Origin of the sequence: Ancylomarina sp. (assembly GCF_041555295.1) — a bacterium.
Classification (GTDB): domain Bacteria; phylum Bacteroidota; class Bacteroidia; order Bacteroidales; family Marinifilaceae; genus Ancylomarina.
Map to the genome: position 1 here is coordinate 1 of NZ_JBFFKR010000171.1, position 7,532 is coordinate 7,532.

The window sequence follows — 7,532 nt, forward strand, 5'->3', positions numbered from 1 at the left end:
CTTGATGAAGAAAAGAAAGCTACAATGGTGAGTAGTTTGATGGTTGTTCTCTGTTCTGACAAGGATGTAACACCTGTTATAAATACGGGAAGCTTGTATCAATAGTATATAAAATATGACAAAAAAGAAATCCTTTGTTTTGCGATTGAATCCAGAAATTTATAAGAAATTGGAGAAATGGGCTGCTGACGAATTTCGGAGTGCTAATGGGCAAATTGAGTGGATTATTGATAAGGCCCTTAAAGAGTCTGGGCGAATAAAAAAAGATGCTCCAGATTTGAAAAAAATTGATGAGCCTGAAGATTAAAAGAAGCTGAAGAGGTTATTGCTAGTCAATAACCTCTTTTTTTATAACAAGCTATATTACACTCTTCAATTGACTTCATTCAATGAGAATGACCATTTTGCTTCTTTTTTATAAATATTGCATAGCTTTGCAGGTAATTAGGTTTCCTAAAGGGGAATTAAAAGGGAATCCGGTTTAATGCCGGAGCTGTTCCCGCAGCTGTATGTCCTGTTCGTTAAGTCGAATTGAATGTTTAAACGATAAAGCCACTATTTATAACTCAAAAATTTTGAGGAGAATGGGAAGGCGTTTGAATGGATAAGCCAGAAGACCTGCCTGTTAATTTTTTATATTCGTAACTTCGGGAGTTGAGTACGAGATTATGACTGTTTGGTTGTATCTTCTTTTCTGCTTCCCATTCTAATCTTATGTAATGGGTGTTCGTCAATTATTGATGCTAAGCACAATGCTTAGTTTATTCCTAGTCCTATCTTGTGGAAAATCTACAAACAAGAAAACTGTTTCTAAACCGGAAATTCTAACTGAATTCGTTGATTCGTCTTTCTATTTCGAATCTAATATCAAGCATGCTAAAGGTTTTAGAATAGAGATGCATAATGGATATAAAGAGCTTTCTGTTCTTGACCCTTGGAACAAAGGGGAGGTTTTTCAAAAATATTATCTCATTCCCAGAGGAAAAAAGAAGAGTCTCAGTTTGCCGTCAGATGGTCAAATTATCGAGGTTCCTATCAGAAGTATTGCTGCTCTGTCTAGCACTCAGATTGGCATATTGAACTTTTTGGGTGTCACAGATAAAGTAGTAGCCGTTTCATTAACTGATAGAGTTTATAATGAAAAGCTTTCGAAAAGAGTTGAAAGTGGTGATGTTATTGGAGTTGGACATGCTGCGACTCTTGATTTTGAGAGAATTGTTGATTTATCTCCTGATCTAGTTATGGTTGCTGGATTTATGAAAATATCCAATGATGAAACAAAATTGATAAGTGCAGGATTGCCAGTTGCTTTTAATATTGAATGGATGGAAAGTAGTCCTCTTGCGCGTGCGGAGTGGTCTAAGTTCATTGCTGCATTTTTTAATTTGGAGTATAAAGCTGATAATCTATTTACTGATCTTGAAAACCGATACTCAAGCATAAAATCAAAAATTACAAATGTTGAAGATAAACCAGATGTCATTTCTGGTTACCATTACAAGGGAGTCTGGTATATGCCGGGAGGGCAGAGTTATTTGGCTCAACTGTTACGCGATTCTAAAGGTGAATATTGTTGGTTTTCTGACTCAACACAAGGAAGTATTCCTCTCAGTTTCGAGGTTGTTCTAGAGAAACAGTCAGGTTCTAAAATTTGGTTTGGCCCAGCGCATTGCCAAAGTCTAAAAGAAATGAAAGACTTAGATGAAAGGTATACTTTATTTCAGGCTTATAAAGACGGGCAAGTTTATTCTGTTACTAAGCGTACAAATAATAAGGGGGCAAATGATTATTATGAATCGGGAGTGATATGTCCAGATTTATTACTGAAGGATATAGCTAAAGTTTTACATCCAGAGTTATTTCCTGATCATGAACTGTATTTTTATCAGAAATTAGACTAAGAGATTGTGAACTAGTACAGAAAAAATAATTGAATTTAGAAATGCAGAATAAAACTAAAATAATACTATTTATAGGTCTTTTTGTCCTTATCGCCCTGTTTTTAGTTGTCGATCTTGTCCTTGGGAGTGTAAGTATTCCTTCCGAAAAAATTCTGGCAATTTTGATGGGGGAGGATGTTAAAACATCTTGGAATTATATCATATTGAATTTTAGATTACCAAAGGCCATTACTGCAATTCTTGTAGGGGCTGGTTTGTCTGTCTCTGGATTGATGATGCAAACTCTATTTCGAAACCCTTTGGCAGGTCCATACGTCCTAGGGATAAGTTCTGGAGCTAGTTTGGGAGTCGCATTAATGGTTATGGCTTCAGTTTTGCTACCAGGTATTTTTGGAGCAATCTATAGTTTTCTTGGTAGTTGGGCTCTTGTTGTATCGGCTATCGCTGGTGCTTCTATAATATTTGTGATTATAGGAATGGCTTCTATTCGTATTTCCGATAGTGTTTCGTTATTGATTATTGGAATCATGTTTGGGAGTATAACTGGTGCAGTGGTGAATATTTTACAATATTTTAGTGATCCAGAGCAGCTGCAAAGTTTTATTGTCTGGACTTTTGGTAGTCTTAGTGGTGTTACTTGGAATGAGATGCACTTAATGGCTCCTGTTGTTGTTATGGGTTTATTGATGTCTTTTGTGTTGATAAAACCATTGGATGCTTTGTTATTAGGTGAAAATTATGCCCGTGGAGTTGGTATATCTGTGAACAGAACTCGAATTTGGGTTATTATTAGTACAGCTCTCGTTGCGGGTACTTTAACGGCATTTACGGGTCCTATTGCCTTTATTGGAGTAGCTGTTCCACATATGGCAAGATCTATCTTTGGTACTGCCAGTCATAAGGTTTTATTACCCGCAGTTGTTCTTATTGGGGCAGCATTAATGTTGGTTTGTGATATTCTTTCTCAAGTTCCAGGAAACCAAACGACATTACCAATTAATTCAGTAACCGCTATATTTGGTGGACCTGTTGTAATTTGGGTGATACTTAGCAGTAGAAGTGTAAAGGCTTCTTTTTCCTAAAGAAATATTTCAATTGAAGATTTAGTTTGAATTGTGTACTTAGAAATTATTATTGATTGTGAGTGATACTTACTGTAAAGATATATTAGAAACCGATGGCTTATCGATTGGTTATAAGCAAAAGAGGAGCGAGGATTTATGTCTTTTATCTGATCTTAACCTAACTGTTCGAAGAGGAGAGTTGGTCTGCCTGCTTGGGCCTAATGGTTCTGGTAAATCGACTTTGATGCGAACGATAGCAGGATTACAAGCTCCATTGAAAGGAAGAACTTTAGTTGAGGGTATTCCAATCCGTGAACGCAATTTTAGTGAGATTGCACGTTTACTAAGTATTGTTTTGACTGAAAGATTACAGGTCGGGAATCTTTCAGTTTATCACATTGTATCTCTTGGGAGACACCCATATACATCGTGGATGGGAAGATTATCGGATAAGGATGAATCAATGATTAAGTGGGCACTTGAGCAAGTGGGCTTATGGAAATACGCAAATAAGTTTATAAATGAATTGAGTGATGGTGAGCGTCAGCGAGTGATGATTGCTAAAGCATTGACTCAGGATACGCCTTTGATTATGCTGGATGAGCCAACAGCGCACCTGGATTTGCCCAATCGTGTTGAGATTATGCGACTACTACGAAATCTTGCAAAGGAGACAGATAAGGCTATACTTTTATCAACTCATGAACTTGATTTGGCTTTGCAGGCTGCTGATATTATTTGGCTAATGTCTAAAAACAATGATTTGAAAATTGGAGCTCCTGAAGATTTAGTTCTCTCTGGTTGTATTGAAGATACATTCAAGAATAAATCATTCAGTTTTGATAGAAAATCTGGGAATTTCATCATGAATTATCAGAAAAAGCAAACAATTCAATTGATTGGTAACGATGTTATGGGATTTTGGACTCAAAGAGCACTTTCACGTGAAGGTTATCAAGTTACTAGTGAAAAAACAGATAATTGTTCCATTAATTTGATTGAGGATAGAATGGAATGGGAGATTCATAATAATGGTGAGGTGACTATTTGTAAGAGCATACAGGAGTTATTGCTTGGCTTGAATACATATTTGTAAAGATTAAAAATAAGCTGTTCGTGTGAGCCTTATTCTATAGGACCACTTGTTGTAGAGATTAAGTTCAATATCTATGTGGTTATTAGTATTATAGGCAAATGTCGTTTTTGTGTTTATGCCTGACTGTCAGTTGTTAAGCATGTTTATATAGCCTTGGTGATTACCCATTTTTATTGAGTGGAACTTAACCCTAGTAAAGTTTTTTGAAAAATATGCACACTTTTTTTCTCTATAAAGCAGTGTATATAGGGGGAGTGTAGTTTATTATGTTGATACTTTAAAATCATAAAAAAATGAGATTTTTACGCTCTGAAATTTGCAAAGCTTAAGAAAACCGTTATATTTGTGTGTGATTCAGATAAAAAAACATTTTTATTAACCCAAAAAACTTATAAATTATGAACAAGGCTCAATTAATTGAAGCAATGGCTAACAAGGCCGGTTTAACTAAAGCTGATGCAAAAAAAGCTCTTGATGCTTTTATCGAAACTACTTCTGAAGCTCTTAAAGGTGAAGATAGAGTAGCTCTTATCGGATTTGGTTCATTTTCTGTTTCAACTCGTGAAGCTAGAACTGGAAGAAACCCTCAAACTGGTAAGCCAATTGATATTCCAGCTAAAAAAGTTATTAAATTCAAAGCAGGTTCTGAGCTTGTTGATGTAATTCAATAATTCAAGAATAAGAAATTTTAGAGGAGGTTATCTTTTAACCTCCTTTTTTTATGTCATTTAGGTTAGATAATAACCTAAATTTAGAATAGCGGTAGTTTCGATTATCGCTATTTTTATTTTTAAATAGATATGAATCTTAAGCAGAAAAAAGATTTGATTCAATTTCTCGAAACAGTAATGCTTGAAGGCAGAATTGAATTGATTGATAAAAATGTAAATGAACGAACAAGATATGTTACTGTTGTTCTAGAAAATATATTCCAACCTCAGAATGCTAGTGCAGTTATGCGTTCTTGTGATTGTTTTGGGGTGCAAGATTTACATGTGATTGAAAATTCAAATAAATATGAGCTCAATCCTGATGTTGTTATGGGCTCATCGAAATGGATAAATCTAAAAAGATATAATTCAAAGGATGAGAACACGCTTGATGCAATTAACAGTTTAAAGAAGGAGGGTTATAGAATTGTAGCGACCACACCACACACTAATGATATTTTGCTTCCTGATTTTGATCTTACAAAAGGGAAGTCTGCTTTCTTTTTTGGAACTGAACTTACGGGATTATCAGATGTTGTAATGGATCATGCAGATGAGTTTGTAAAAATTCCGATGTATGGGTTTACTGAAAGTTTTAATATCTCTGTGTCTGCTTCGCTTGTGTTGAATCATTTGGCATCAGCACTTCGTCGTTCAAATGTTGATTGGCAATTGACTGAGGAAGAGAAGTTAGATTTGAAATTAGAGTGGTATAAGAGATCAGTAAAAAGTAGCGAGAAAATGATTGAACGCTTTATGAAACATCTGGAATCGCAATAAAATGAACCGATTTGTTTACTTTCTCGCATTATTTGGTTAAATTTAGCTAGATCTAATGGTTTTTTTTTCGTCATTCACGAAAAGATTATTAAATTTGGTCACGGAAATTTAAGTGTTCGTAAATTCTTAAGTTTTTATTTTAAAATTGGTATAATAAAATTAATCATATGAATTGTGTTATAATTGATGACGATAAGCTTTCAAGAAAAGTTATTGAAAGTTATATTGAAAGAACAGATTATCTGACACTTATTGCTTCTTATCCAAGTGCAATTGAGGCTATTAATGAGATTAAGAAAAATGATCCTATTGATTTGATTTTTCTTGATGTTGAAATGCCTGAAATGACTGGGATGGAGTTCTTGAATAGTTTGAATACAACACCTCAAGTTATTATTATCTCATCCAAAGAGCAATATGCATTAGAAGCTTTTGAGTATGATGTCTCAGATTATTTGTTAAAACCAATTTCTTATAGCCGCTTTTTTAAAGCTGTTAATAAGGTTAATAGCCGTGTTCAGCAAAGTGGAAGTGCAATAATTGCTCCAGAAAATAATGAAATATTTATTAAAAGTAACTCTACTCTTGTAAGACTTCATTATGATGATATTCTTTGGGTTGAAGCACTTGAGAACTATGTGGTAGTTAATACTTTTACCGATAAGTACACGATCCATTTTACGATGAAAGCGATTGAAGATAAGATGCCTTCTCATTTATTCTCAAGAATTCATCGTTCATACGTTGTGAATTTAAAGAAGATTGAAATGATAGAGGATAATTCAGTGGTTATCACAACTGATGGAGGATCTAAGTCAATTCCTATTGGAAAATCTTATCGTGAAAAATTGATGGGAGATATCAATTTGATGACTCGTTAAGAGCTTCTCATAAAAATATTATAAAGGGTTTGCACAAGCAAGCCCTTTTTTTGTACCATGTCGCTATATGAAGAGATTCATTTGATATTTCGGCTTACTTTTTAAATCCGTATTTTTAGATCTCAAGGATTACTGATGTTTTTATACTTATCGTTTTCTTTTGGTCGGAATTTTTAAGATTTTTGTAGTCTATTAAATTTAAGTTTATGATTTCCAATCGACAATTATTTCTACAACACGTTGCAACGACCTCGGACTATCCAATTTCACTTGAAATTGAAAGAGCCGAGGGTATATATATGTACACCCCGGAAGGGAAAAGATACCTCGATCTGGTATCGGGTGTATCAGTTAGTAATCTTGGTCATGGTCACCCTCGTGTAAAACAAGCTGTGAAAGATCAGGTGGATAAGTATATGCATTTGATGGTATATGGTGAATTTATTGAAACGCCTCAGGTTAAGTTAGCCAAGCTGTTGGTTGATAACCTGCCCGAGAAACTGAATTCAGTTTATTTTGTGAATTCAGGTAGTGAAGCAAATGAAGGGGCTATGAAATTAGCCAAGCGATATACAGGACGAAGTGAAATCATTCACTTTAGAAATGCCTATCATGGTAGTACACATGGGGCATTAAGTGTATTGGGTGATGAAGAAATGAAAAATGCATATCGTCCACTTTTGCCCGATATTCGCCAGATTGAATTTGACAATATTGTTGATCTTCAAAATATAACAGACAAAACTGCTTGTGTGATTTTAGAACCTATTCAGTCAGAAGCTGGTTTAATTATTCCTACCCAAGAGTTCTTGGATACTTTACGCAAACGCTGTGATGAAACGGGTGCCCTTTTAATCTTTGATGAAGTACAGATGGGCTTTGGACGTACAGGTAAGTTGTTTGCTTTTGAACATTTCAATGTGGTGCCTGATATTCTAACTCTTGCTAAAGCAATGGGTGCAGGGATGCCAATTGGAGCCTTTATTTCTAAAAAAGAAATTCTGGACAGTTTTAAATCAAACCCGATGTTGGGGCATATAACAACTTTTGGCGGTCATCCTGTTTCTTGTGCTGCTGCTTTAGCAGGATTGGAAGTTCTA

The 7,532-nt window shown here is 34.9% G+C and carries 8 protein-coding genes and 1 riboswitch; all 8 genes read left to right on the plus strand.

What is annotated here, in order from left to right; genetic code table 11:
* The first annotated feature begins 115 nt into the window (after positions 1 to 115).
* Positions 116 to 307, plus strand: coding sequence for an Arc family DNA-binding protein (locus ABY905_RS11710; protein WP_372644031.1), 192 nt, complete (start codon positions 116 to 118; stop codon positions 305 to 307).
* Between the two features lie 122 nt (positions 308 to 429).
* A riboswitch (cobalamin riboswitch) is annotated at positions 430 to 641 on the plus strand.
* 111 nt (positions 642 to 752) lie between these two features.
* Positions 753 to 1,901 carry an ABC transporter substrate-binding protein gene (locus ABY905_RS11715; RefSeq protein ID WP_372644034.1) on the plus strand — a complete coding sequence of 383 codons (1,149 nt, stop codon included), beginning with the start codon at positions 753 to 755 and terminating at the stop codon, positions 1,899 to 1,901.
* A gap of 41 nt (positions 1,902 to 1,942) precedes the next feature.
* The gene (locus ABY905_RS11720) at positions 1,943 to 2,983 is read left to right on the plus strand and encodes an iron chelate uptake ABC transporter family permease subunit (RefSeq protein WP_372644037.1); all 1,041 of its coding nucleotides are present in this window, start codon (positions 1,943 to 1,945) and stop codon (positions 2,981 to 2,983) included.
* Positions 2,984 to 3,041: 58 nt separating this feature from the next.
* Positions 3,042 to 4,061, plus strand: a complete 1,020-nt coding sequence (locus ABY905_RS11725; RefSeq protein WP_372644039.1) for an ABC transporter ATP-binding protein — start codon at positions 3,042 to 3,044, stop codon at positions 4,059 to 4,061.
* A gap of 398 nt (positions 4,062 to 4,459) precedes the next feature.
* The gene (locus tag ABY905_RS11730) at positions 4,460 to 4,732 is read left to right on the plus strand and encodes an HU family DNA-binding protein (RefSeq protein WP_125031835.1); all 273 of its coding nucleotides are present in this window, start codon (positions 4,460 to 4,462) and stop codon (positions 4,730 to 4,732) included.
* Between the two features lie 129 nt (positions 4,733 to 4,861).
* Positions 4,862 to 5,551: a TrmH family RNA methyltransferase gene (locus ABY905_RS11735; RefSeq protein WP_372644043.1), complete on the plus strand. Its 690-nt coding sequence runs from the start codon at positions 4,862 to 4,864 to the stop codon at positions 5,549 to 5,551.
* A 167-nt stretch (positions 5,552 to 5,718) separates the two neighbouring features.
* Positions 5,719 to 6,432, plus strand: coding sequence for a LytR/AlgR family response regulator transcription factor (locus tag ABY905_RS11740; protein ID WP_372644046.1), 714 nt, complete (start codon positions 5,719 to 5,721; stop codon positions 6,430 to 6,432).
* Between the two features lie 206 nt (positions 6,433 to 6,638).
* Positions 6,639 to 7,532 (plus strand): aspartate aminotransferase family protein (locus ABY905_RS11745; protein WP_372644049.1); only part of this gene is annotated, 894 nt, incomplete at its 3' end.